This window comes from Chondromyces apiculatus DSM 436, from assembly GCF_000601485.1.
Taxonomy (GTDB): Bacteria; Myxococcota_A; Polyangia; order Polyangiales; family Polyangiaceae; genus Chondromyces; species Chondromyces apiculatus.
Window position 1 is genome coordinate 1 of record NZ_ASRX01000120.1, and the last position, 22,358, is coordinate 22,358.

At 70.0% G+C, this 22,358-nt stretch carries 17 protein-coding genes and 1 pseudogene; 4 read left to right on the plus strand and 14 right to left on the minus strand.

The features are described 5' to 3' along the window. Positions 1-246, minus strand: a pseudogene (locus CAP_RS51665) (hypothetical protein); the annotation flags it as partial. 94 nt (positions 247-340) lie between these two features. Continuing rightward, positions 341-1,189 carry a LamG domain-containing protein gene (locus tag CAP_RS41800; RefSeq protein WP_044251821.1) on the minus strand — a complete coding sequence of 283 codons (849 nt, stop codon included), beginning with the start codon at positions 1,187-1,189 and terminating at the stop codon, positions 341-343. A 164-nt stretch (positions 1,190-1,353) separates the two neighbouring features. On the opposite strand from CAP_RS41800, the gene CAP_RS41805 reads away from it, so the two are divergent. Beyond that, positions 1,354-1,776: an HPF/RaiA family ribosome-associated protein gene (locus CAP_RS41805; protein WP_081865823.1), complete on the plus strand. Its 423-nt coding sequence runs from the start codon at positions 1,354-1,356 to the stop codon at positions 1,774-1,776. Here the strand turns inward: CAP_RS41805 and CAP_RS41810 are convergent. From CAP_RS41810 to CAP_RS41820, 3 genes are all read right to left on the minus strand, one after another. Next, positions 1,762-5,862: a protein kinase domain-containing protein gene (locus CAP_RS41810; RefSeq protein WP_044251824.1), complete on the minus strand. Its 4,101-nt coding sequence runs from the start codon at positions 5,860-5,862 to the stop codon at positions 1,762-1,764. The genes CAP_RS41805 and CAP_RS41810 overlap by 15 nt on opposite strands. Positions 5,863-5,986: 124 nt before the next feature. Then, positions 5,987-7,030, minus strand: a complete 1,044-nt coding sequence (locus CAP_RS41815; protein WP_044251827.1) for a hypothetical protein — start codon at positions 7,028-7,030, stop codon at positions 5,987-5,989. 272 nt (positions 7,031-7,302) lie between these two features. Next, the gene (locus tag CAP_RS41820; RefSeq protein WP_044251830.1) at positions 7,303-9,009 is read right to left on the minus strand and encodes an FAD-dependent monooxygenase; all 1,707 of its coding nucleotides are present in this window, start codon (positions 9,007-9,009) and stop codon (positions 7,303-7,305) included. Between the two features lie 337 nt (positions 9,010-9,346). On the opposite strand from CAP_RS41820, the gene CAP_RS41825 reads away from it, so the two are divergent. Continuing rightward, positions 9,347-10,036, plus strand: coding sequence for an SMI1/KNR4 family protein (locus tag CAP_RS41825; RefSeq protein WP_044251833.1), 690 nt, complete (start codon positions 9,347-9,349; stop codon positions 10,034-10,036). 2 nt (positions 10,037-10,038) lie between these two features. On the opposite strand, the gene CAP_RS41830 is transcribed toward CAP_RS41825, so the two are convergent. After that, a complete protein-coding gene (locus CAP_RS41830) occupies positions 10,039-10,782 on the minus strand; it encodes a hypothetical protein (RefSeq protein ID WP_156041640.1) in 744 nt (247 codons plus the stop codon). A gap of 201 nt (positions 10,783-10,983) precedes the next feature. Between CAP_RS41830 and CAP_RS41835 the strand changes: the two genes are divergently transcribed. Continuing rightward, positions 10,984-11,994 carry an epoxide hydrolase family protein gene (locus CAP_RS41835; protein WP_231512014.1) on the plus strand — a complete coding sequence of 337 codons (1,011 nt, stop codon included), beginning with the start codon at positions 10,984-10,986 and terminating at the stop codon, positions 11,992-11,994. 161 nt (positions 11,995-12,155) lie between these two features. Here the strand turns inward: CAP_RS41835 and lanKC are convergent, their stop codons facing one another. The 3 genes from lanKC to CAP_RS51675 all read right to left on the minus strand — a co-directional run bounded on the left by lanKC (position 12,156) and on the right by CAP_RS51675 (position 15,648). Beyond that, complete coding sequence (gene lanKC / locus CAP_RS41840; RefSeq protein WP_044251839.1) at positions 12,156-14,846, minus strand: class III lanthionine synthetase LanKC; 2,691 nt, start codon at positions 14,844-14,846, stop codon at positions 12,156-12,158. Between the two features lie 195 nt (positions 14,847-15,041). After that, positions 15,042-15,179, minus strand: coding sequence for a hypothetical protein (locus tag CAP_RS51670; protein ID WP_156041641.1), 138 nt, complete (start codon positions 15,177-15,179; stop codon positions 15,042-15,044). A 331-nt stretch (positions 15,180-15,510) separates the two neighbouring features. After that, positions 15,511-15,648 carry a hypothetical protein gene (locus CAP_RS51675; RefSeq protein ID WP_156041642.1) on the minus strand — a complete coding sequence of 46 codons (138 nt, stop codon included), beginning with the start codon at positions 15,646-15,648 and terminating at the stop codon, positions 15,511-15,513. Positions 15,649-16,002: 354 nt separating this feature from the next. Between CAP_RS51675 and CAP_RS41850 the strand changes: the two genes are divergently transcribed. Next, positions 16,003-16,911, plus strand: coding sequence for a LysR family transcriptional regulator (locus tag CAP_RS41850; protein WP_044251845.1), 909 nt, complete (start codon positions 16,003-16,005; stop codon positions 16,909-16,911). An 84-nt stretch (positions 16,912-16,995) separates the two neighbouring features. On the opposite strand, the gene CAP_RS41855 is transcribed toward CAP_RS41850, so the two are convergent. From CAP_RS41855 to CAP_RS41875, 5 genes are all read right to left on the minus strand, one after another. Continuing rightward, positions 16,996-17,193, minus strand: a complete 198-nt coding sequence (locus CAP_RS41855) for a ferredoxin (protein ID WP_044251847.1) — start codon at positions 17,191-17,193, stop codon at positions 16,996-16,998. Positions 17,194-17,237: 44 nt separating this feature from the next. Beyond that, positions 17,238-17,888: a TetR/AcrR family transcriptional regulator gene (locus CAP_RS41860; protein WP_044251850.1), complete on the minus strand. Its 651-nt coding sequence runs from the start codon at positions 17,886-17,888 to the stop codon at positions 17,238-17,240. A gap of 4 nt (positions 17,889-17,892) precedes the next feature. Further along, positions 17,893-19,107 (minus strand): cytochrome P450, encoded by a 1,215-nt coding sequence (locus CAP_RS41865; RefSeq protein ID WP_044251853.1) that lies wholly within the window; start codon positions 19,105-19,107, stop codon positions 17,893-17,895. A 126-nt stretch (positions 19,108-19,233) separates the two neighbouring features. After that, entirely contained in the window at positions 19,234-20,586 is a 1,353-nt protein-coding gene (locus CAP_RS41870; protein WP_197041584.1) for an amidohydrolase family protein, read from the minus strand. 775 nt (positions 20,587-21,361) lie between these two features. After that, positions 21,362-22,168: a hypothetical protein gene (locus CAP_RS41875; protein WP_044251855.1), complete on the minus strand. Its 807-nt coding sequence runs from the start codon at positions 22,166-22,168 to the stop codon at positions 21,362-21,364. Positions 22,169-22,358: the final 190 nt, after the last annotated feature.

Consider the following 22,358-nt stretch of genomic DNA (forward strand, 5'->3'; position numbering starts at 1 on the left):
GCCGCCCGCGCCGCCCGCGCCGCCCGCGCCACCCTCGGCGCCGTTGCCGCCCACGTTGCCGTTGCCACCGGCACCGCCGGAGCCTCCCTGGTTCGAGGTCGAGCCACCCTGGGTGGAGCTGGGCCCTTCCTCGCCGCCGTCGCACGCCCCGAGGGCGGCCAGGGTGGCGAGCGCGGCGCCGAGGAAGGCCGCGCGGTGGGAGCTGGCAGAAGGCGAGACGAAGGGAAGAGAGCTCAGGGGACGCATGGCGCGCAGGGTAGAGGGGGGGCGCGCGGAGCGTCGAGGAGGAACTGTCGGTGCGCTCCTTGCCCCGTCAGCCGGCCGTCACGGCGTCACGGCGTCACGGCGTCGCACCGCAAGCGTTCTTTCCGGCGTCGGCGCAGATCTGGTCGTCGGTGAGGACGACGTTGTAGACGCGGAGCTCGTCGAGTCGGCCGATGAAGGGGTCGCCGGTGAGGATGTCGCGTCCGATGGTGAGCGCGGAGGTGGACACGGGCATCGGTCCCACGGTGCTCTCCGAGACCTGCTCCCCGTTCACGTACAGCCTCGCCTTGTCGTCGTCGTGCACGCAGGCGACGTGGGTCCAGGCATTCACGGGCGCGTCGGGGCCGGTGAGGGTCACCAGGGTGGTGCCCGAGAGCTGCAGGCAGCGCACCTCGCCTGCGTTGTACAGGAAGAGGGCGAAGCGGTCGTCGCCGTCGAAGATGCATGACCTGCCCATGGCCGGTGGGAGGGCGGTGGGGCGGATCCAGACCTCGATGCTGAAGTCGGTGACGTCCCACCAGTCGGCGTCGGCGATGTCCACCAGGCTGTCCGCGTCGAGGACCAGCGCTGTGCCCGAGTTGCCCGGGCCGAAGGCGATGTTGCTCGTCTCCGTGGTGTTCTCGTAGCCCGAGGCGTCCTCGGCATCCTCGTCGAAGGGATAGCAAGCGATGAGGGTGGGGTCGGCAGGGTCGCAGAGGGAAGGCTGCCCTGAAGTCCCACCTTCACCCCCGCCACCTCCGCTGCCCCCGCCGCCCGTGGCGCCTCCACCCGTGGTGGCGCCCGTGGACGCGGCCGGCTCTGTGAAGCTGTAGCTCTCGACACCGGAGATCAGGTTGCAGGCACCGGCGCAGAGGGCGGCGGCGATGCAGGTGGCCGCGGTGGCGGTGAGCTGCCCCGAGGACCGGGGGGCGCGCGGGGGTCCCATCGGGGCGACGTTAACGTAGGGGCACCAGGGACGGTAGTCGCGCGCGCCTGGGCGGACAGGGGCCGGGCTGCAGGAGGTATCAGGGTCTGCCGTCAGGCACGGACCGTGTATCGTCCCCTGACAACAAGGCTGGATGCGCTCGCGCGTTCCAGGGGTGAAGAAGCATGGAAAATGTTCAAGTCACGTTCCGCAACATGGAGTCGTCCGAGGGGCTGGACCGTCTGGCCCGCGAGAAGGCCGACAAGCTGCAGAAGCGTTTCCCCCGTATCACGAACTGCCATGTGGTCGTGGAGACCGCGAGCAACCGGAACGGGAAAGGGAATGTGCTCAGCGTGCACATCGACGTTGCGGCCCCTGGTACCGAGCTGGCTGCCCGGCACGAGCCGGCGCCGCACACGAACGAGGATGCCTACTCGGCGATGCGGGACGCGTTCGATGCGATCCAGCGGCAGCTCGAGAGTTACTTCGACAGGATCCGCGGTGACGTGAAGACGCACGGGGAGCCCGTGCCCGGTGCGGAGTCCAGCTACGAGTCCGAGCAGGGGCTGGAAGGGCCCCACAAGACCAAGAACTCACCGGTGCGGTGAGTGCAGTTCGGGGGAGGGGGCGGCGTCGCCCTCTCCCTCTCCTGGCCCACGCGGCCACGCGCGCGAGAGGGCGAGGGTGCGCCGGTTCTCGGGGACGTCCTCGAGGAAGCTCTTTCTGTGGGCCGGGTCGACGATGCGCTCCGCGAGGGAGGTGATCTCGGCGCAGGCGCGCTGGAGGGCATGGCGGGCTTCTTCGTGGCGTCCTGCCGCTTCCAGGCTCTCGACGTGCACGAGGCGGAGGAAGGCGCGCCGGCAGAACTGGCTGCAGGTGCCCGTCGCCTCCACGGTGGGGAGGGCCCTGGCCACGGCGGTCAGCGCTTCGGCAGGCCTGCCTTGGGCGAGGTGGATCGCCGCCTTCGTCGCGAGCACGCCGGGGAGATCGACGGGGTGGCGCTGGGCGAGGACCAGGAGCGCGGCGTCTGCCTCTCGTTCGGCGCGCTCGTGGTCGTGGGCGCGTCGCAGCACCTCGGCGAGCGCCCAGCGGCCGTGTCCCTCGGTCTGGGAGAGGTTGCGCGCGCAGCCGGCCTGGATGAGTTGCTCGGCGTGGGTGCGCGCTTCGTCGAGGGCGCCGCGGTCGGCCAGGATCCAGGCGAGGATGAAGGGGCGGTAGGAGGAGCCGAAGCCGAACTCGGCGTCCGACATGCTCATGGAGTGGAGGATGCTCTCGGCCTCGGCGGAGGCGCCGAGGGCCCAGAGGTTCAGGGCGGTGTGGAGGGTGGCGATGTTCTCGAAGCGTCGGTAGCCCGTCTGCCGGGCGAGGGCGCGGCTCTGGCGCGCGAGTTCCAGGGCGATGGAGAAGTCGCCGTAGATGCCCACGAGGGAGGAGGTGACGAGCGCGACGATGCGGGTGAAGGGGCTGTGGTCGCCGAAGGCGTCGGCGATGCGCCGGATCTGCGCGGCGCGGGCGTCGGCCTCGCGCGTCCTGGCGAGGTTGTAGAGGGTGTACATCCCGGCGCCGAGCGCGACGACCATCGGCTCGGCGCCGTCAGGGGCGATGTCGGGGGGCTCCAGCTCGGCGAGGGCGGTGACGACGGGGGTGACTTCGTCGATGCCGCTCGCGCCCACCAGGGTCGCCACCATGCCCTGCACCCAGGGGGCACTCCCACGCGAGGTGCGCTGCACCAGCTCCTCGGCCTCGCGGCCCACGGTGGCGGCGTGCTCCGGTTGCCAGACCACCGTCTCGCAGAGGGCGCCGAGGAGCCGCACGCGCAGGTCGTCGGGGAGCGAGAGGGCGAGGCCGCGGCGCGAGAGGAAGGCCGAGCCGACGCCGTCGCCCGCGCAGCTCGCCTGTTGCGAGGCCCGCAGGTAGTGCTTTCCGGCGGACACGCCGTCGCCTCCCTTGGCGAAGTGCTCGGCCAGGGCGCGCGCGTCCTGTTCGCCGTGGGCTTCGAGCCACTCGCCGACGAGCTGGTGGCCGAGGCGCCGGTCCTGGTCGGTGAGCATGGCGTAGGCCCCCTCGCGCAGGAGCGCGTGCCGGAAGGCCAGCTCTTCCTCGTCGGGGAAGCGGCTGTCGGGGTGGCGGACGAGCACCTCCTGCTCGACGAGCTGGGCGAGCTGCGCGTCCACCGCGCGGAGCCGCGCCGCGGCGCGCCCGCGGGCGTCGCGTCGGCTGTCGACGCCGAGGAGCGCGGCGACGCTGCCGGCCCAGAACAGCTCGCCCGAGATGCTGGCGGCCCGCAGCAATCTCCGGGCTCCTTCGTCGAGGGCGCCGAGCCGCGACTGCACCATGGCCACGACGGTCTCGGGGACGTCCTGGCCCTTGCCCTCGGCGGTCCAGCGGAGCAGCTCTTCCAGGTAGAAGGCGTTGCCCTCGGAGAGCCGCACGAGGCGCGCGATCGTGGCCGCGTCGGCGCCGGGGCCGAGCACGTGCTGGGCGAGGCGCTCTCCGGCGCGCCGGCTCAGTTCGTTGAGGCGCAGGCCGTGGAACCGGCGTCCCTCCCAGAGCCCCGGGAAGGCTTCGTGGACCTCGGGGCGCGCCAGGGCGAGGACGAGGAGGGGGTGCTGGGATCCCTCGCGCAGCGCCGCGTCGAGGAGCTGCACCGTGGACCGGTCGCCCCAGTGCATGTCTTCGAGCAGCACGAGGAGGGGGCTCTCGGCGCAGGCGGCGGTGACGGCGTCGAGGAAGGCGACGCGCACCTCGTGGGCCATGAGCTGGGCGTCGCGGCGCGCGGCGTGGAGGAGGGGGCTGTCGTCGTCCGGGAAGGGGGCGCCCACGAGCTCGCCGAGGAAGTCGGTGACCCGGCGGCGCTCGGGGGGCGCGATCCAGGTGCTCACCTTGGCGGCGAGCTTCTCGCGCCGGCCGTCGATGGGCTCGCCTTCGCGGATGCCGCACGCGCCTCGCAGGGCCTGCCCCAGCATGGCAAAGGGAGAGCCAGCGCGCAGGGGATCTCCCCGCGCGATCCACACCGAGGCGGCGCTCGCGTGGCCTCGCAGCTCGCGCATCAGCTCCTGGGCGAGGCGCGACTTGCCGACGCCCGGGGGGGCGGTGATCAGCACCGCCTGCGCCGTGCGCTCCTCCACGGTCTCCGCGAAGATGGAGCGCAGGGTGTCGAGCTCCCGCTCACGCCCCACGCACGGGGTGGGCTTGCCGAGGAGAAGGCGCGTCCCCTCGGCGAGCGGGTGCTCCCCGTGGAGCAAGGCGTAGCCCTCGTGCTCGTGCACCTCGAAGCGCGCGTCGAGCAGGCCGGCGACGACCTCGTCGATCACCACCGCGCCCTCGGGCAGCGTGCGTTTTTCGGCGTCGGCGGAGAGGCGGACCACCCTGTCGACGGCCGGCTCTTCGGGGCGCCCGCGTCGCTCGCTGCGCCCCATGGCGAGCGCGATCCGTCGGTTCCCGGCGTGGCTCCTCAGCGCGAGCGCGCAGCGGGCCGCCTGCGCGCACAGGTCGGTGGCGGTGGTGGACGCGGCCATCATCACCACCACCGAGCCGTCCAGCAGCCGCTCGCCGGCGCCCGCGTGGCGCGCCACCTCGTGCAGGAGGGTATCGTCGAGATCCAGCGGCAGCGTCGGGGCGTCGGGATCCCTCCAGCCCGGCGGGTGTGGTGCGGCGGCGGCAGGGGCAGCAGGAGCACTGCCGCCGTGCTCGCTGCCCTCGGCCTCTCGGTCGCCGTGTCGGGGGTCGCCGGTCTCCCAGGCGTTGCGTTCTTGCAGCGCTGCCGGGGCGCCCACCAGGATCACCGCCACTGCCTGCTGCTCGCTCTCGGTCAGGGCCGGCGCGCGTACCGGCTCACCCGACGAGGGCGTCGGCTGATCGCCGAGCGCCTGCACGGAGCGCAGCGCGGCAGCCAGGGCTGCTCCGTCGCGCGGCCGATCTTCGCGCCGCTTGGCGAGCATGCGCGTGAGCAGTGACTCCAGCACCTCGGGGACCTCGGGCCGCAGGTCGCGCACGCGCGGCGCTTCCTCGAAGAGCACCTTGGTCAGCACGGCGGCGGCGTGGGAGCCTTCGAAGGCGGGGCGGCCGGTGAGACACTCGAAGAGCACGCAGCCCACGGAGAAGACGTCGACGCGGGCGTCGAGGTGGTACTCGCCGCGGGCCTGCTCGGGGGCCATGTAGCCCATGGTTCCCATCAGCGTGCCAGAGCGGGTGAGGCGCGTCGCGCGGATGGCGCGGGCGATGCCGAAGTCGAGCACCTTCACGGCGTCGAGCTGGCCGCCGGGCAGGAACAGGTTGCTGGGCTTGAGGTCGCGGTGCACCACGCCGCCCGCGTGGGTGACGGCGAGGGTGGTGGCGACGTCGAGGGCGAGGGCGACGCTCTCGTCCACGCCGAGCGGGCCGCGCAAGAGGCGCTGGGCGAGGTCCTCACCTTCGAGCCACTCCATGGCGAGGTAGGGCGCGCCCTCGTCGTTCACGCCGTGGGAGACATAGCGGACGACGTGGGGGTGCGAGAGGGCGGCGAGGATCTGTGCCTCCCGGGCGAAGCGCGCCGGCTCGTCGTGCTCGCGGCCGGCGAGGAGCTTGAGCGCGACGGGCTGGCCGGTGGCCTGGTCGAGGGCCTTCCAGACTTCGCCCATGCCTCCCGCACCCGCGCGGTGCTCGATGCGGAAGCGTCCGGCACACACAGCACCTTGTCGCACGGCCGGGATCATGCCGTCGTCGCCGGACGTCGTCCAGCGATGCCTGAAGCTGCCCGGGCTTCGCGCAGCTCGTCCGGCTGAGGAGATCTAGCCGCAGGTGCGCTTCACCGGGGCCGGAGCCCCCGGTGGTGCGGGGTCAGGAGCCCAGCGGGGGGTTGAAGCGGGAGCGCCAGACCACCGCGATCTGGTCCTGGCACTCCAGGGCGGCGACGCTGTCCTCGCCGTCCGCGGTGCGCCACTCGGCGGAGACGCGGTACTTCCGGGCGCCGCCGCCGGTGCTGTTCGTGTGGTTCGAGCGGAAGCGCGCGCCCTCGCCGAACTGCTCGATGTAGATGTGGTCGGCGAGGACGAACGTGCCCGAGTCGTTGGTGCGCATCACCTCGACGTCCGCGAAGACGCGGTTGCCGTAGCAGGTGCCCGTCGAGGAGATCTTCACGGCCTTCGAGGCGCAGAAGGCCATGGCGCGCTCGTGGCCGGACGAGGTCTCCACGGCGGGGGTGAAGGGGGCGGCGTTCGTGTTCGAGGCCAGCGTCCCCGAGCCGTTCGAGATCTGGACGGCAAGGCCGGTGATGTCGGCGTAGTCGGAGATGAAGTTGGTCTGGAAGGTCGAGAGGTTGAAGCTCGCGTAGCCGGTCTGCGCGTTGTACGTGCTGCTCGTCCCGGCCCAGCCCCAGCAGTTCCTGTCGGTGTCCGAGCCGTCGTGGCCGAGCGTGTCGTTGGTGAAGTGGCTGATGGCCGGCGACGCGAGCGGCACCGACAGGTGGCGGGGCGTGGCGGAGACGCGGGCGGAGCGGAGGGCCACCTGGGCGTGGTGCTCCAGGAGGCGCGGGGGGACGGGCGTGCCCTCCGGCGCGAGCGCCAGGAAGACTTCGAGCGCGGAGGCGTCCTGGTCGTCGAGCAAGGACGAGAGATCGACGTTCCCGATCTCCCAGAAGGCGATGCCATCTCCCGGGATGGTCGCTCCTTCGTCGACGAAGATCACCTTTCCGCCGGGGACCTCCAGGGTCGCGATCCTGGTGTCCAGGGAGCCTGCGCTCTCGGGGGACATGCTGTCGGCAGGCTCGGATGAGGCTTCGCCGGGCAGGTCGAGGTCCTCGTCGGTCTCCGCGGTGGAGTCGACGAGGCAGCCGGGGAGCATGCAGGCCATCAGGGCGAACGCAGACAGGGGAAGGGTCTTCATCGTGGTCTCTCCGCTCGTTAAGTGCGCCGGGTGCGACGGTGGATGTCGGGCATGGCATCTGCCGCGCTGTGGTCGTCTGCAGGGGCTCATCGCAAGGGCGGTGCCAGGCGCTGCGAGCGGCGGTGGGCGGCTTCGCCGGAGCGCGCACCACGGCGTGTGTCACGGTGCCGTGACGGGTGTCATGTCCGGGTGACACCCGCCGTCAGCGCCGCGTGACACGGATCTCGCGGGGTGGGAGGGGGCGAGGGGACGCACGTGCCCCTCGTGGAGGATCAGGTGAAGATGCGGTCGAGCCACGCGCCGAGGCGCTCGGCATCTGCCGGCTGGCAGCGGTAGCCGAGGTAGCCGTCGGGGCGCACCACGTGGAGGCAGGAGGAGTAGGCGCCGAAGGCGCGGTGCAGGGGGCCCTCTGGATCGAGGATCATGCTGGTGCCGCGGGGGAGGTCGGTGGGGAGGGTCCACCTGGGGAGCACGAGGTGGATGCGCAGCCGCTCCCCGCAGCGCGAGGAGGCGACGTGCGCCACGTGGAGCAGGCCCTGGAGCACCTCCTCGGTCGGCGACACGCCGGCGAAGAGCAGCAGGGTGTGCTGGGTGCCCCGGAGGATGTCGAAGAGGCGCACCGCGCCGCCTTCGAGGCTGTCGAGCACCACGTCGGGGACGCGCGTTCCGGGCTCCGGTCCCTCGCGGAAGCGCCGCCACGAGGCGAGGTCGGGTCGCGCGTCGATGCTGGCGAAGGGCGAGCGCACCTTCCAGCGTCCGGTGTGATCCTCACCGACCGCCGGGCTGTCCCGGTAGGCGGCGCCCAGCATGGACAGCGTTCGCCGCGCCTTCGCCTGCACCGCGTCGAGCTGCACCACCGGCGTGAGCACGGAGGTCAGGGCGTCGATCATCCAGGGCCGCTTCATCTTCAGCGCGGTGAGCATGCCCTGCGTTGCCCGATCCGTCCCCTTCAGGGTGGCCTCCGCCAGCGGGCGCCGCTCGATCTCGTAGGAGTCCAGGAGGCTCTCCCGCGCGCCGCCGGTGCGCACCAGGGCGAGCTTCCAGGCGAGGTTGCAGGCGTCCTGGATCCCGAGGTTCATGCCCTGCCCACCGATGGGGCTGTGGATGTGCGCCGCGTCCCCGGCGAGGAAGACCCGCCCGTCGCGGAAGCGCCTGACCACGCGGCAGTGGATGCGGAAGTCGATCATCCACTCCGGATCGCGGACGTGCGCTCCGCGTGGCCCGTGCTCGCGCACGAAGTCCTGGAAGGTCTCCAGGGTGACCGGTAGGGGCATCGCGGAGCTCTCGGTGTTCTCCACGATGATCACCCGGAAGTGGCTGTTGCCGGGCATGGGGAAGAGCACGAGGAACGCCCCGGGAGACACGAACGTGGCGATCTCGTCGCGGGGGAGGGGGACGTCGGTGTCCACCCGCAGGTCGGCTTGCAGCAGGCGGATGGGGTAGGTCTTGCCTTCCAGGGTGAAGCCTAGCCCCTCGCGCACCGTGCTGTGCGCGCCGTCGCAGCCGAGGAGGTATGCCGCCCGGATCTCCTCGCGCGTGCCGTCGGCGTGCACCGCCATGGCCGTGACGCCATCCGCGTCCTGGGTGAAGGCGTCCAGCCGCACCTGGCGCTCGACGCCCAGGCCGTGGATCCGCTTGAGCTGGGCTTCGAGCGTCTTCTCGGTCTCGCGCTGGGACAGGCTGAGCACGTACGGGAACGGCGAGGGGATGCCCTCGAGCGAGATCCGGTAGAGGCGCTCCGGGTCCGGGGGCGCGTAGCAACTCACCCCGTGCACGGGCTCGCCCCACGCCACCAGCTCCTCGGCGACGCCCTCGTTGTCGAGCACCTCCAGGGTGCGCGCGTGGATGGCCTGTGCCTTGGACCAGCGCGAGGGGACCTGGACGGTCTCGATGACGCGGCAGCGCGCGCCGTGGCGCGTCAGCTCCGCCCCCATGGTCAATCCTACTGGACCTGCTCCCACCACCAGTGCATCGAGCATCCCTGGACCACCCTCTCTGGCGTGTTCTTACCCCCGCGCCGCTCGGATGCCCACGTGCAGTCCGAGGTGCCGCCGCGGCGGGCCATCCCGGGAGGAATCTTCGGCTGCCACAAGCGTCCGCAGATCGCTTCCGCGCTCGCGGGGGGCGCAGAGTTGCGCTTCGGGGTACACAGTCCTTGCACTGCCAAGCAACGACAGGGGCGCAGGTACCTTCAAACGGGCCTCGTCAGCGCGCCTTTGTCCCTCTCGTGTCGCTGCCGTCCCGCCATCATTGACGGCAGTCCCTGCCTCGGTTAGCCCCTCGCCCGTCTCTCGAACGTCTGCTTCTCATCACGTCATGGCCGATTCTTCCCGCTCAAACCGCCTCACGGGCCCCCTCCGGCGAGCCTACCTCTCCCTCGTCGCGGCCGAACGTGGTGGCCAGGCGCTGTCGTCGCGGCGCATCGTCGTCACGGTCGACGCTGCCGCCGTGGCCAGGGCCGAACAGGACCTCGGGGTCCCCCTGGATCCGAGCCTCCTCGTTCTGTTCTCGGGCGACCTCGATGTCCTGGGGATTTACGACTTCGACCTGACGCAGCTCGCCTCGCTCCGCGAGGAAGGGCAGGAGGCAGGAGTTCCGACCAACCTCGTCCCCCTCGGCCGGGACGGGACGACCTGGATCTGCACCGACCCGAGCGCCAAGAAGCCGCGCATCGTGGTCCACGATCCGGAGAGTGATCTGGACAGGAAGCCCATGCCCGTGGCGGACTGGCTCGAAGAGATCACCGAGCAGCACCTCCACGGGCAGGAGCAGAGCGAGATCGATCAGCAAACCATCGATGACTGGCTCGAAGCGGCCACCGTGGAGGTGCGCATCACCGCGACCACCCGGGGGCCGCAGAACCTGTACCGGGTGCGGCACCCGAAGTTCGGTGAGGGCACGGTGCGCCGCCAGGAGCCTACGGGCGACGATCAGAAGCTCGAGATCGACTTCGGCGCTGGTGGGGTGCGTATCCTGCTCGCCCGGTTCGTCGAGCGGATCTCCTGAGGTCAGCGCGCGGAGGGCGTGAACCGGGGCGGCGGGGCCGCGCAGGGAACGCGGGCGCGCAGCGAGGTCAGGGCTGAGGGCGGGATGGGGGTGGGCTCCGCGATCTGCGCGGCGCCGGCCTCGTTCCAGCTCATGTGGATGCGCATCGAGATGGGGTCGAGGGGGCCTCCGCGCACGCCCTGGAGGGTCCGCACGATCCGCACTTCCTTCGCGCCCGAGAGCTCCAGGGCGACCTTCGAGAACTCGTCGGCGCTGGTGATGTAGGCCGAGAGCATGTAGCCCGGGATTCCCTGGCTGGTCGCGGTCAGCCACCCGGAGTGCACCTCCATGTTCTCCGCGTGGCCGAAGCTCAGGTACTTCGACACGCCACGGACGAGGCGGGGGGCCACGAGCTGCGGCGTGGCGAGCTTGAAGAGGGCCCGGTACACGCCGCGGATGTCCTCCACGGCGCGCCGGCGCATTCCGAAGCGGACCTGCGCCTCGAAGGTGCGGCCGTCGAGCCGGGCCAGCGTGGCGGCGAGGGGCACCACGGGCAGGGCGTCGTACCAGGCGGAGGCCAGGAAGAGGCCGCGGCTGAAGAAGGTGCGCAGGGAGGGCTCGGGGAGTTCGTCGAGGAGCCGCGCCATCCCTCCCGGGATCTCGCGATCCACCCGGGCCAGGATGCCTGCGTAGAACGAGCCCTTGATGTGGAAGTAGCTGGTCCCCGCCGGCACCGGGAGCGGAGGAACCTCGGTAGTACCCAGCATCTTCCCAGTCGTATCCAGGTGGGGCGGTTCCGTCACCGCACGATGTGCAGGAGTTCTGGGTAGGGCGCCCGTGCAGCGTGGCCTCCGGCTCCTCCTGAGGTGCTCTGGGAGGTGTGAAGAGAGCTTTGCGCAGCGCGCGGGCCACACGGGCCACACGGGCCATGCGGTGTGATGCTCGGCGGGCGGGGAGGGGACGCGCAGGTGCGCGCGCTCTGCGAGCACTGGCGTGACCATTACGATTGGCGCAAGCACGAGGCGGAGCTGAATCGCCACCCTCAGTTCATGTGCGAGGTGGATGGGTTGGACATTCATTTCCTCCATGTGCGGGGGAAGGGGCCGGCGCCGATACCGCTGGTGCTCACGCACGGGTGGCCAGGGTCGGTGCTGGAGTTCGTGCATCTGATCGGGCCGCTCACGGATCCGGCGGCGTACGGGGGGGATGCGGGGGATGCGTTCGACGTGGTGATTCCGGCGCTGCCGGGGTACGGGTTCAGCGGCAAGCCGCGGGAGGTGGGGTGGACGCCGAGGCGGATCGCGGCGGCGTTCGATCACCTGATGGTGAAGGAGCTGGGGTATGCGCGGTACGGGGCGCAGGGAGGGGACTGGGGTGGGTTCGTGACCACGATGCTGGGGGCGGAGCATGCGAAGCACCTGATCGGCATTCACCTGAACCTCGCGTTTCCGCTGCCGCCGCCGGGGGAAGAGGATACGGAGGAGGCGCGGGCGATCCAGGCGCAGAGGGCCGAATGGCAGAAGAAAGAGGCGGGGTACAGCCACGAGCAGGGGACGAAGCCGATGTCGCTGGCGGTGGCGCAGGCGGATTCGCCGGCGGGGATCGCGGCGTGGGTGGTGGAGAAGTTCCGGACGTGGAGTGATTGCGAAGGGGAGGTGGAGCGGGTCTTCAGCAAGGACTGGTTGCTGACGAACCTGATGTTCTACTGGGCGCCGAACAGCATCGCGAGCGCGGCGTCGCTCTATTCCGAGGCGATGCAGGAGGGGCAGCTCGCGAAGGCGCCTTCGGAGCCGGTGCGGGTGCCAACGGCGATTGCGGCGTTCCCGAAGGAGATCATGCCGATGCCGGAGCGGTGGTGCAGGGCATGGTTCGATCTGCGGCGGTACACGGAGATGCCGCGGGGGGGGCACTTTGCCGCGGTGGAGGCGCCGGAGCTGTTCCTCGACGACGTGAGGGCGTTCTTCCGCGCGCGGCGCTGAGGCAGAGGCGCGGGACGGGGGGAACTCCAGGGAAGCCCAGGGCGCGATGCTTTGCCAGGTGGCGCTGCGTGGCGGCTGGCGAGCGCGGTTCGCGGGGAGTGGGGCTCCGTCGGGATTCACTGCCGGCGGGGCGAGGAGACGCGAGTCCCCCTCGTGGAGACTCAAATGTCGAGGTAGGGGATGCCGGCGGGGGCGGTGATGCGGTGCAGGAAGGTGCCGGTGCCGGCGGAGCCAGTGGCGTAGTCGGTGGAGATGCGCACCAGCTCTTCGCCGGGGAAGACGAGGCCGGTGGGCCTGGTGATGGCGAAGAGCATGACGCGGTCGGCGAAGCGGCGGGCCTCGTCGAGGTAGGAGGGGTCGCCGGTGTGGCGGTGCAGGTCGACGAAGAAGTTGCCGAGGCCGGCCATGCCAGAGAGGTTGGAGGGGAAGACGCTGTAGGCGCCGGCGAGCTTGCGGGCGATCTGGCGGGCCATCTGGAGGTAGAGGTCGTCGCCGAGGGCTTCGTGGAAGCGGAGGGCGATGGCGCCGATGCCAGCGCTGCCGATGCGGAAGTAGGGGTAGTAGACGTTCTCCCGGGTGGAGCGCTTGAAGAGGACGCGGCCGGTGGCGTCGCGTTCGGCGCTCGCGAGGTCGAAGGCGAGGAGGTCGCGGGCGAGGGCGAGGTGCTCGTCCTTGCCGGTCACCTGGTGGAGGCGAAGCGCGAAGTAGGCGATGCCGGAGGCGCCGTGCGCGAGGCCGTGGTGGATGGTGCCCATGCTCTCCCAGGAGCGTCCTGTGGGGGCGGTGCGCAGCGCAGGGGCGAGGCCTTCGAGGGCGGCGATGGCGTTGTCGCGGTAGATCTCGTCGCCGAGGCGGGCGAAGAAGAAGAGGTTGGTGAGTCCGTAGCCGGCGGCGCCGTAGAAGAGGTCCGCGCTCTCGAAGAGGAGGGGGGAGCGCGCGGTGAGGTGCATGAGGCGCTCGGCTTGTTGCTGGAGGCCCAGCTCCAGGAGGGTCCAGGCGACGCCGGAGCTGCCGATGTAGAGGCCCGGGGCGAAGGTGTCGTTGCTGATGCTGGCGGCCTCGCGGGCGAGGGCATGGACGAGGGGCTCGGGGGGCTCGCCGAGGGCGCGCTTCAGGAAGAGGGCGATGCCGGAGGCGCCGTAGGCTGCGCTCAGGGGGTTGGTGGTGAAGCGGCGGTAATCGACGGGGAGGTGCAGGGGGTCGCGGGCCGTGTGGATCTGATCGACGAGGTAGCTGCCGATGGAGGCGATGATGGTGCGGAGGTCGTCGTCGCTGCGGAGAGGGGGGAGGGGGGCGTGGGTGGTGATCTCGGCGATGCTGCGCTCGGTGGCGGTGAGGAGGGGGTCGATGCGCTCGGGGTGCTCGCCGGTGTCGAGGATGAGGCGGAGGAAGGGCTCGGGGATGCCTTTCTCCCGGGCGAGGTGCGCGAAGAGAGGGGCCTTGTTCTCCGGGGCGAGGGTGAAGAAGGGGGCGATGGGGTAGAGAAGCTCTCCGAGGACGCGGCTCAGGGCGCGGTGGTCGTCGGCGAAGGTGGGGGGGGCGCCCGGGGGGCGCTCGACGCCGAAGCCGGGGGTGTAGAGCGGGATGATGGGGCTCTCAGGGGCGGCCAGGGCGTCGGTGGGGGCGTCGGTGGGGGCGTCGGTGGGGGCGAGGTACGCCGATTCGAAGTCGATGAAGGTGATGGTGCCGTGGTCGGGGTCGAAGAGGATGTTGTGCGGGGAGATGTCCTGGAGGATGACGCCGCGGGCGTGGATGGTCCGGGCGGCGGCGAGGATGTTCCTGGCGATGGCGAGGGCTTCTTCGCAGTAGGTGCGGACGTCGGCTGCGGTCGGTTCCATCATGAGGGCGGCGGCGGCAGGCCACCGGGCGAGGTGGGAGGCGAGGGTGGCGCCCTTGGCGAGCTCCATGGCGATGAAGCTGTGCTCCCACTCGCGAAAGAATTCGATGGGCGCCGGGGCGACGCCGGTGCCGGCGAGGCGCTGGAGGATGCGGTGCTCGTTCTGCAAGCAAGCGACGGCGTCGAAGGGGGAGCTGCGGACCCGGTTGACGCACGGTCGGGCTTCCTTGACGACGACTTCGGCGCCGGTGTCGAGGTCGAGGCAGCGGTAGACGCCGCCCTTGCTGGAGGCGCTCAGGGAGGCGATGGCGCGGTATCTGCCCTTGAGCACGAGGTCGTCGTCGTCCTGTTCGTCGGTGTCCGGGAAGGGGTCCTCGACGCCTTCCGGCAAGGCGAAGCAGGGTGAGCGCTGGTCCGGTACGAGGGTTCCGTCGGCGGCGCGGACCAGGGCGACGCGCTCGCCGAGGACGTTGATCCGGAGCGCTCTGGTGAAGGCGCCATGGCGGTAGAAGAGGACCTTGCTGTCCTTGTATCGCTTGTCGGACAGGATGTAGGGGCCCTCGAAGTCTCTGGTGACGTGGGCGAGGCGGTCGAGGAGTCGCTTGAGCTGGTCGGTGTCCGCAGGGTAGACGGTGACGAATTTGCCGGAGGCGCCGCGGCTCCAGAAGGTGGAGTTGCTGAAGTCGAGGATGCGTTCGTCGACGAGGACCTTGAACGAGGTGCCCTCGTCGACGAGGACAGGCACGATGGCGGTGAGCATGGCCCGTGCGCGCTCATGCGTGGTGGAGAGGTGGATCTTGAAGCCGTCGTCCGGGACGCGGGCGCCGGGGGCGTGACACGCGCACCAGACACCCGGGTTCTGTCCGACCTTCCAGGGCGCGGGCAGGAGGGAGGTGACGAGGTTCCGAAAGTCGTGGGTTTCGGAGCGGTAGCCGTCCAGGCTTTCATAGCGCTCAGGGTGCGTGAGCGTGAAATCGACGAGGCGGTCCTTCGCTCTGCGGTCGATGCCTTGCATCGTTCCTCCATGGTCGTGATCGGGGGGAGTCGGGGGGGCGAGAGGCGTGCGCGCGCTGGTCGAGCGTCGCTTCCGAGGCTTTGATGCACGGAAGCCGCCGGATGTGCGGGGAGGAGGCGCAGGCCTGGTCGGGAGGAGCGTGCTGGTCGGGAGGAGCGTGCTGGTCGGAGAGGTGCCCTCAGAAGGGCGCTTCGCTCAGCGCGCAGGGGTGTCGGTGCCCGGCAACTCGCGGCAGTTGAGAAGGCTGATCAGCGAGAGCGCCCCTCCACCCCCCGAGGCGTCGTTGCAGGCTGACAGCGTCTGGAGCTTCAGGATCTTCTTCATGGGCTTCATGACTTCGACCTCCTTCGATCGATGACCAGGACATTGGCAAGTACGGGGCCACGAGACCGGTGACGGAGCGCGCACGGAATGCCCTGGGCATGAAGCTCTTCTGCTTTTGCGCACGGGATTGTGCGGAGGGAGAGAGGAGATAGAACGCGCTCGAGGCCGGCGAGGATGCAAATGCCGCACGGTGATGCAGTGTCGCTTCAATGGGCTGGCGAGGGTTCGGGCAAGGAGCGAGCGACATCGGACATGTCGACAGGCACGTGCGGCGAGGAGGCGCAGGGCTGGGCGGGAGGAGCGTGCTGGTCGGAGAAGTGGCCGCAGAAGGGCGCTTCGCTCAGCGTTCGGAGGCGCCTGCGCCCGGAATGTCACGACACAGGAGAACGCTGAGCAGCGAGTGCGACTCTCCACCTGCCGAGGCGTCGTTGCAGGCTGACAGCGTCTGGAGCTTCAGGATCTTCTTCATGTGCTTCATGGGCTTCGACCTCCTTCGATCGATGGCCAGGACATCGGCAAGTACGAGGCCATGCGAGGCCGGCTCCGGAGCGCGCACAGGATGGCCAGGAGACGAGAGCTCTTCTGCTTTCTGTGAATGGGATTGTCCGGAGAGAGACGAGACACGATGTGCGTGAGGTCGCCGGGGATGCAAATGCCGCACGGTGATGCAGTGCTGCTTTAATGGGCTGGGGAGCGGGCGGGGAGCGAGCAAGGAGCGGGCGGGGAGCGAGCAAGGAGCAGGCGACGTCGAACGGGGCGGGTCGTCGAGGAAGAGGGCTTCGGGGGAGCGACGCGCTGGTCAGCGGCGCGTCGGCTGAGGCACGCTCGGGGGATGCAGCGGACAGGGCTCTTCGAGCTGAATGCGGTGGTCGCGGTGTCGACGCACCGCAATTTCCGGCGGGCGGCGGCGGCGCTGGGGATGTCGCCGTCGGCGCTGAGTCACCTGATCGCGACGCTGGAGGCGCGGATCGGGGTGCGGTTGTTCAACCGGACGACGCGGAGCGTGTCGCTGTCGCAGGCAGGGGAGCGGTTCCTGGAGCGGGTGCAGCCGGCGCTGCAGGAGATCTCAGAGGCGCTCGATGATGTGAACGCGCTGCGGGATACGCCGCAGGGGACGCTGCGGATCAATGCGTCGGAGGTGCCGGCGCGGAGGCTGCTCGGGCCGGTGTTCATGCGGTTTCTGGAGCGGTATCCGGAGATGGTGCTGGATCTGGTGACGGAAGGGCGGTTCGTGGACATCGTGGCGGAAGGGTTCGACGCGGGGATCCGGGCGCTGGAGGCGGTGCCGCAGGACATGGTGGCAGTGGCGTGCAGTCCGGCGATCCGGTTCGCGGTGGTGGGGTCGCCGGGGTACTTCAAGGGGCGGGCGAAGCCGAAGACGCCAGGGGATCTGGCGGAGCATCGGTGCATCCGGAGTCGGTTGCCGAGCGGGGCGCTGTACCGGTGGGAGTTCGAGAAGCGGGGGAAAGAGGTGGAGGTGGAGGTGACAGGGGCGCTGATCCTCAACAACGACAACCTGAAGGTGGACGCGGCCTTGCTGGGGGCGGGGCTGACGTGGGTGAGCGCGTGGCAGGTGGAGGAGCACGTGGCGGCAGGGAGGCTGGTGAGGGTGCTGGAGGACTGGACGCCGCCATACCCGGGGCTGGGGCTGTACTACCCGGGGCACCGGCATGTGCCGGCAGGGCTGAAGGCGCTGATCGGGGTGATTCGAGAGGCGGCGCGGGAGTGTGAGAGGGGGTGAAGGCGGGAAACGGGAGGGGGCGCTGAGAGTACGCGCTGAGAGTACGCGCTGAGAGCACGCGCTGAGAGCACGCGGGGTGGGGGGTCAGTCGCGTTCTTCGAGGGTGATGGCGGAGGCGGGGCAGACGGCGGCGGCTTCGCGGACGGCTTTGTGGAGGTCTTCCGGAGGGGATTCGTCGAGGAGGAGGACGATGCCGTCGTCGCGCTGGTCGAAGACTCGGGGGGCGGCGAGGACGCAGCTTCCGGCGCCGCAGCATTTGTCGAGGTCCACGAGGATGCGCATGGGGGAGGAGGCTTTCTGCCCGGGGGCGGAGGTCGGGCGGGGGGTCATGGGGTCGGGGTGTAGGGGGCGAGCCAGAGGCCGGTGAGGGCGTCGACGAGGCCGATGCCGGCGGCCTCCCAGGTGGCGCGCGGGGTGGGGGTGCCCGCCTGGAGGGCGCGCTCGCGCTCGGCGCAGGTGTGCACGATGAGGTGGCGGCACATGTCGCCGCGCTCGGCGCGGACGTCCTCGGGGAGGACAGGGAGGAGGCGGCTGACGCCTTCGGTGATCTTCTGCATCGAGGGGAAGGCGAACGTTTCGTCGGTGACGAGGCGGCGGAGGGCCGGGTCGGTGGTGGCCTGGGCGATGAAACGCGCGTACCAGCTCGGGCTGCCCAGGGAGGCGAGGTGGTCGGTCATGGGGAGGACGAGGCAGGCGATCCAGTCGCGGAGGTCGGTGGAGTGCTGGATGGCGGTGAGCATGTCGGTGCGGCGCTGCTCGATGAATGGGGCCTGGCGACGGATGATTGCGAGGACGAGATCGGTCTTGGTGCCGAAGTGGTAGCCGACGGCGAAGTTGTTCGCCTGTCCGGCGGCCTCGCTGACCTGGCGGTTGGAGACCGCGGCGACGCCGTGCTCGGCGAAGAGGCGTTCGGCGGTGGCGACGATGAAGTCGCGGGTCTCGTTGGCGTGCGCTTGCCTCACTCGGGAGCCGGCCATGATCTCACCAGCGTACCAAAACCTGCTCGAGGCCGCCGACGAGGAGGCCGGTGCGGCGGGGCAAGGCGTCGGGGGGGACGGCGAGGGCGAGGGTGGGGAGGCGGCGGAGGAGGAGGGTGAGCACAGTCTGAAGCTCGGTGCGGGCGAGGGTCTGGCCGACGCAGGAGTGAGGGCCGGCACCGAAGGCGAGGTGGGGGTTGGGGGTGCGGGTGAGGTCCATGGCGTCGGCACGCTCGAAGGCGCGTTCGTCGCGGTTGGCCGCAGAGAGGCTGCAGACGAGGGTGGTGCCGCGAGGGACAGAGTGGCCGGCGATCTCGGCGTCGTGGGTGAGGAAGCGGGGGAGGCCGAAGCCGCTGTTGGCGTCGTAGCGGAGGGCCTCCTCGACGGCAGTGCGGACGAGGGCAGGGTCCTGGAGGAGCTGCTCCCAGCGGGCGCGGTCGGCGAGGAGCATGGCCATCATCTTGCCGATCATGTTGGAGGTGGTCTCGTGGCCGGCGACGAGGATGCCCTGGGCCGTGAAGATGAGCTCCTGCTCGGTGAGGCGCTGGCCTTCGTCGACGACGGTGAGGAGTTCGCTGATGAGATCAGGGCCGGGGTTGTCGCGCTTCGAGGTGATGTGCGCGGTCATGTACTGGCGAAACTCGAGCTGGGCGGCGTCGATCTCCTGCTGGGTGTACTGGGTCATGCTGAGCATGGTGTTGGACCAGTAAGCGAGCTTGTCGCGGTCGATGTCGGGGATGCCGAGGAGGTCGCAGATGACCCAGACAGGGAAGGGGAAGCCGACCGAGGCGAGGAGGTCGGCAGGGGCGCCCTTGGCGACCATGTCGTCGACGAGGCTGTTGACCATGGTCTCCATGCGCTGCTGCATGGCGAGGATCTGCTTGGCGGTGAACCACTTCATGACGAGGCGGCGCCAGGACTGGTGGCGTTCGCCAGAGACGAGGGCAGCAGCCTCGGCATTCTCGAAGGCGCTGCCGCCTTCGTTGGCGGTGGTGCGGGCAGCGCCGTCGGCGGAGAGGTCGCGGGTGAAGCGGGGGTCGGAGAGGACCTGGCGGATGTCGGCGTAGCGGGTGAGCATCATGGCGCTGTCGCCGCTGGCGAGGCGGACATGGGCGACAGGGCAGCGCTCGCGGAGCTGGACCCACTCGGGAGGGGGCTCCAGCGCGGAAGGGGCAGGAAGGGGGTAGGAGAGGACCTGGTCGTCGGTGTCAGTGCTCATCAGAAAGAACCTCCGGGGGGAGGAACTTGAGGCACGTGACTTAACAAGTCAAGTGATTGAAACCTCGGGAGGCGGGCGTGCGGGGGAGAGGGGAGAGGGAGCGGGGGGAGAGGGAGCGGGGGCGGGTCAGAAGTCGGCGACGCGGCCGCCCACCATCACCTCGCGGACGTTGTTGATGACGACGTTGATGTCGGTGAGAGGGTCGCCTTCGACGGCGATGATGTCGGCGTAGTAGCCGACGGCAACGCGGCCGATTTTGTCGTGGAGGCCCATGCTCTGGGCGCCGTTGATGGTGGCGGCGCGGAGGGCTTCGAGGGGGGTCATGCCGGCCTGCACGAGCCAGGTGAGTTCGCGGGTGTTCTGACCGAAGCCAGTGAAGACGGCGTCGGAGCCCATGGCGATCTGGACGCCGAGCTGGTGGGCCATGGCGGCGCTGGCGAGGTTCTCCTGGATGTACTCCGCGAACTCCGCCTCCTTCTCAGGGGGGTAGCCGAAGAAGTCGAGGTTGTCGCTGTAGTAGCGGTTGTGATCGATGGTGGGGATGTAGATGGTGCCGTTGTCGATCATGGTGCCGCAATCGACGGCGTCGATGCCCTCGGGGTGCTCGATGGAGTCGGGGGCGGCCATGATGGCGAGCTTGGCGGTGTCGCCGTGGTAGGCGTGGATGGCGATGGGCAAGCCCTCGTCGTGGGCGGTGTCGACCACGAGCTTGAGTTCGTCGAAGGTGAAGGTCGGGGAGCATTCGAGGGTCTGGTCGGAGCACTGGTCGGCCCAGACCTTGATGAGATCGGAGCCGCGCAGCTTGTGCTGTTGCACCCAGCTTTTGAGCAGGGCGAGGGGGAGCGAGCCCGGGTACTCGAAGTTGTAGACTCCGCCGTTGGCCCCGAAGAACCGCGGTCCCAGCGTCTCGCCGGAGGCGAGTTCGGCGCGCAAGGCGACGCTGAGGAATTCGTAGCCTCCCTTGTCGAACGCGGAGGTGACGCCGGTCTTGAGGGTCGCCGTGGCGGCGGCGCGGGCGAGCTCCATGAGCGTGTAGGGCTCGTTGTCGGCCAGGTACCTGGAGCGTTCCCAGGGGAGGGTGCCCGGTTCCTCGTCGGTCTGGTAGGAGAAGTGGACGTGGGCGTCGATGAGGCCGGGGAGGCCGGTGTAGGCGCTCCAGTCAACGATGGTGGCGCCGCAGGGGATCTGGGTTGCGTCGGTGCCGACGTAGGCGATGCGGTCTTCGTGGACGACGACGATGGCATTGTCGGTGACGGAGCCATCCTCGGGGTCGACGAGCTTGCCGAGGCGAATGGCCTGGTCCGTGGTGGTGCATTCGCCGCCACCAGCGCCGCCGGTGCCGCCGCCAGCGCCACCCGTGCCGGTGGTGGTGGGGGGAGGGGTGGTGGTGCTGGTGGTGCCGCCGGGGGTGCCCTCATTTTCCTGGCCGCAATGGACAGCGGCGAGGAAGGGGAAGGCGAGCAAGGACGTTCGAAGCAATGGTTTCCACATGAGAGGCTCCTGTTTCTATCGAGGGGGCGGCAATACGGCGACGGATGGAGGTCCGCAAACGTTCGAGGATCGCTGTGGCGCGTGGTGTTCGTCCGTGGAAGCCGCACCCGGTTCTGGGTTCTTTTCGTCGAAGCGCCGTCGCTTTGGTCTGTGCTCGTGGCACCGGGCGCGGGAGGCGGCCCGGCCACCCCCCGCAGCCGTCGATGTTCCGCTTCAGCAGGCGTCAACAGCCTTTTGAACAGGCTTTCAGCACGCTCTCAGCAGTCGTCAGCAGTCTCCAGGAATCTTTGGCAAGTCTTTGGCAAGTCTTTGGCAAGTCTTTGGCAAGTCTTTGGCAAGTCTTTGGCAAGTCTTTGGCAAGTGATGTGCCACGGGCCAGCGACGGGTCGAGAGCCCCCCGCGCCGCTCCCACACCGCGCAGCTTCGGCGGCACGACGCACGCTGTCGCGTCGGCATTACAGCGCTGTCGCGTCGGCATTACAGCGCTGTCACGCAGCCACGACACACACTCTCCCCGCTGCGGAGGGCGCCCCAGGCGCGCCAGGAGAAGCCCCCGTCGTAGGCGTCGGCCTCGCCGGGGCGCGGCGCGCAGACGCCGTGCGCCGAGGAGAGCGGGGAGGTGCCCGTGAGGCCGCCGTCCTGGAGGTCGTCGAGGAAGATGGCCCGCGGGACCGGGGGGCTGCATTCGCGTCGGGGATGGGGAGGGACTCACCGGACGCGGGCCCCAGGGAGCAGGGAGCGTCCGGTGAACGTGAGGGGGAGGTCAGGAGGCGGGAGGAGAGGCCGAGGAGGCCGGGGGGATGGCCGAGGAAGCAGGAGAGGCGCTGGTGGCGTCGTCGTCAGGGGCGTCAAGGCGGCGGCCACGGGTGGTGTGGATGGGGCGAAAGCCGTAATCGTGGAGGGTGCGGTCAACCTTGCGGTCAGGGAGGTTGGCGTAGAGGTGCTGGCGGGCAGCAGCGATGGCCGCAGCAGCTTCGTCGATGGTGGTCTGCTTGACGGCATAGCCGCGGGAAAGCTCGCCGCGGGTGACGTAGCGGTCGCCGACGATGGCGCGGAGCGCGGTGTAGGCGGTGTCGACAGCGTCGCGAATGACGGGCGTGAAGAGGTAATCACGGCGGGGGTCGGCGTCAGGGAGGGAGGAGATGGTGAGGTCCTCGTTCTGGGCAAGGGCGAGGCTGTGCAGGACGCCGCCGAAGGAGGTGGGGTTGTTGCCGTAGACGCCATAGAGCTTGCCGATGACAGGGTCGCGCTCGCCCGTGATCGCGCGGAGGTGGTCGTCGACGCGGCCCAAGGCGGCAATGCCCGCGTCGAGGGCGTCGAGGGCCTCGCGGGTGGTGATGAGCTTGGCAACCTCGGCAGCCGTGAGGCCAAGGAGCTGGGCATTGAGGTCGGCAAGAGCGCGTTCGAGGCGCTGGCGGACCTTGGGGCGGAAGACGGTGCTTTCGCGGAGCTGCTGGGCTGCCGCAGCCTCCTCTTCAGGAGCGACGCGGCGGGCGTCGTCGGCAGCGAGGAGCGTTTCGAGATGGACCTTCAGGTCGTCGACCTGAGCTTTGTCGCTGATTCCAGGCATGGGTTCCCTCCGATGTGGATGGGTGGTGATTGGCCGGATTGGTTCGTGAGGAGATGCCAGCGCTCGGCCTCGGGCGCCGGCGGGAGGAAAGCTAGGGTCTGTTCGGTATGGCGCAAGGGAGGATTTGTGTAGGGGGAAGCGATCGGGAGGAGAAGGTGAGGGGAGGGAGGGAGAGGGGGGAGAGGGGGAG